Source organism: Haliscomenobacter sp. (assembly GCF_040403615.1).
GTDB lineage: Bacteria > Bacteroidota > Bacteroidia > Chitinophagales > Saprospiraceae > Haliscomenobacter.
This window is the reverse complement of the sequence record NZ_JBBAKG010000061.1, coordinates 20,166-22,758: the sequence shown is the minus strand read 5'-3', so window position 1 is coordinate 22,758 and position 2,593 is coordinate 20,166. Positions and strand designations below refer to the sequence as shown.

3 protein-coding genes and 1 pseudogene are annotated in these 2,593 nt (G+C 44.7%); 3 read left to right on the top strand and 1 reads right to left on the bottom strand.

All coding sequences use genetic code 11. The features are described 5' to 3' along the window. Nucleotides 1-25 precede the first annotated feature (25 nt). Both ABW391_RS18630 and ABW391_RS18625 read left to right on the top strand, forming a co-directional pair. The gene (locus ABW391_RS18630) at nucleotides 26-823 is read left to right on the top strand and encodes an anti-sigma factor (RefSeq protein WP_353483417.1); all 798 of its coding nucleotides are present in this window, start codon (nucleotides 26-28) and stop codon (nucleotides 821-823) included. 53 nt (nucleotides 824-876) lie between these two features. Then, nucleotides 877-1,497, top strand: coding sequence for a Uma2 family endonuclease (locus tag ABW391_RS18625; RefSeq protein WP_353483416.1), 621 nt, complete (start codon nucleotides 877-879; stop codon nucleotides 1,495-1,497). 81 nt (nucleotides 1,498-1,578) lie between these two features. Here the strand turns inward: ABW391_RS18625 and ABW391_RS18620 are convergent, their stop codons facing one another. Then, nucleotides 1,579-1,830 (bottom strand): hypothetical protein, encoded by a 252-nt coding sequence (locus ABW391_RS18620; protein ID WP_353483415.1) that lies wholly within the window; start codon nucleotides 1,828-1,830, stop codon nucleotides 1,579-1,581. Between the two features lie 251 nt (nucleotides 1,831-2,081). Here ABW391_RS18620 and ABW391_RS18615 point away from each other — a divergent pair. Continuing rightward, nucleotides 2,082-2,593: pseudogene (locus ABW391_RS18615) on the top strand (type I pullulanase); the annotation flags it as partial.

Here is a 2,593-nt window from a genome sequence, read left to right as displayed (position 1 = left end):
TCAATAACCATTAATCCTCTAACTAGTGGAACAATTTAATATTCAGGAATATTTGGATAGCGGCGTCATAGAAATGTATGTTTTGGATCAATTGAATGACGCAGAAAGGGAGGCAGTCGAAAAACTGGCGACCCAATATCCAGAAATTCAACATGAAATCGCGGAGGTGGAAGAAGCAATGGGGTCTTACCATGCCTCAGAGGGCTTGACTCCACCCGACTATATTTTGTCGAACATCCTGGCAGAAACTGCCCGTGTTGCTGTATCTAACCCTGCTTTGGCAGAGCAACCAGTACCATCCTTGCCCAAACAGGGTAAATTCCAACTGTGGCCAATTGCGGCTACTGTGGTCGGTTTGGTTCTATTTGTATGGATATGGATATCCAAAAAGAATGCAGATCAATACGCAGATCAACTTCAAAAAGAACTTTTGGCCCTGCGTTCCAAAGAACAAGCTTGTGCCACCAACGAGCAGTTTTTGTTGCAACAATTTAACCTCCTCCGGCAAGATGGCATCCAGAGAGTGACCGTAAAAGGAGGCACAGAACCTATTGCTGCGGTTTATTGGAACAAAGGCCAACGCGTAGCCCACTTCGATTTGCTGAATTTGAAAGATCCTGGCCAAAATCAATACCAATTGTGGGCCATCGTCAAAGGCCAACCAGTGAGCCTTGGGGTAGTCAATTGGCAGGCGGCACGCAAAGGGCTCGTTTCGTATAAGTTGGGTCAAAAACCGGATGCTTTTGCTATTTCACTGGAGCCTTTTGGGGGTTCACCAACGCCTACCGCTGTCAAAGGTTCTGGGCTGGTAGTGCCGGGGTAGGTAACTTGTTCTTTATGGCAAAAAGGCTTAATTTTGTTGACAAATGATCGCTCATGGCCGAGATAACCAGTTTTTCTCAACTTGATCCTGATGGTGTTTATTCTTATGCCGACTATTTGACTTGGAAATTTGAACAGACCCTGGAATTGATCAAGGGGAAAATTCTGCTCATGCCTGCTCCAAGTCGAATGCATCAAAAAATCTCCTGGAGACTAACCGTAGAATTTGGCAATCATTTCAAAAATCAACGTTGCGAAGCCTATGCTGCTCCTTTCGATGTTCGATTGTATGATCAAAAAAAATCCAGCAGAGCTAACAAAGAGATTTTTACCGTAGTGCAACCTGATCTTTGTGTGATTTGTGATTTGGAAAAACTGGATGACCGTGGCTGTTTGGGCGCTCCAGATTTGGTGGTGGAAATCCTTTCTCCAGGAAATTCATCTCGTGAAATGCGCCTAAAAAAAGACCTATATGCTGAATCTGGAGTTCGCGAATATTGGATCATCGATATCACCCACGAAACCCTGCTTCGATATTCACTGGAAGAAAACGACGTTTACAGTTTACCTACTTTATTTGTCAATGACGAAGTGGTTCCATCCATTATTTTTCCAGCTTTCACCATAGCTCTGGCGGAGATATTTGGCAAACCGGAGTTCCCAGCAGAATTGTAGTCTATGGGTTTGTCATCGTTCAATAATCTCCTCTAAAGTTAAGAATATCCGAGACCATTATTAGTGCGTTGGCCTTCTAGTCTACTTTCTTTCTCGCCATGATTTCATGAATTCTAACACCTGATGAGCAGGAACCAAAGCTCCATCTTCAGCTTGTTTTTCAGCAGATTTTAAGATCTCTAAAAGGTTATCAATAGGGATGGGGCTACCGGGTTGAACGAAGGATTCAGAAACCAAAAACGAGGAGATAACCCCTAAACTTTGAAGCGATTGAATGATGTTTAAAAAGGCCTCTTGGTTGGATTCGGGTAATTGTACCTGATATGTTATCATTTGGAACATTTATTGGCAAAGTTAGGGCGATTCAGTCATTTTTTCAAGTGGCAAGAACAAATTCCGCCGCTGCCTTGGGAAAGGAGTTTTTAGAAGGTAAATGGGACTGGTGTAGGTATGAAAACACTTCCGCCTAACGATGTCAAAGGGGCTGGGGTGATAGTACAGGGATAGCTACCCGCTGCTACAAGATTAATTCAATTATCCTGTCCAAATTTTGCTAGTTTTACCTCGAAAAAATCCGCATGTTTATGAGGAATAGATTAGCAAAATTTGGCCTGATGCTATTGGGTCTTCTATCCATCGCTGCAATGGATCAAGCTGGCAACAACTTCAATGAATACCCCGTGTACGAAGGCAAAGACCTGGGGTTAACGTACACGCCCAAAGCTTCTACTTTCAAAATCTGGTCGCCACCCGCCACCCAGATTCTCCTCCGCTTTTACGACAAAAGCCTGGGCGGAAAAGCTACCAAGACGGTCAAAATGAAAAAAGGCCTGCAAGGTACCTGGCAAGCGGTGCTCAAAGGAGATTTGCAAGGCCGCTACTATACTTTTCAGGCACAAATAGAAGGCAAATGGCTCGCAGAAGTGCCCGATCCTTATGCCTATGCCGTAGGCACCAATGGCAAAAGAGCGCAGGTGATTGACCTCAAAACCACCAACCCCGTGGGCTGGGATTTTGACGCCCGACCTACCTTGAAAAACCCCAACGACATCATTCTGTACGAGCTGCACCTGCGCGACCTGTCTACACACTCTTC

What these genes read in the sequence shown, in the direction of transcription:
- ABW391_RS18625 (WP_353483416.1), top strand. Translation starts at nt 877, where the DNA reads ATGGCCGAGATAACCAGTTTTTCTCAACTTGATCCTGATGGTGTTTAT.
- ABW391_RS18620 (WP_353483415.1), bottom strand. Translation starts at nt 1,830, where the DNA reads ATGATAACATATCAGGTACAATTACCCGAATCCAACCAAGAGGCCTTT.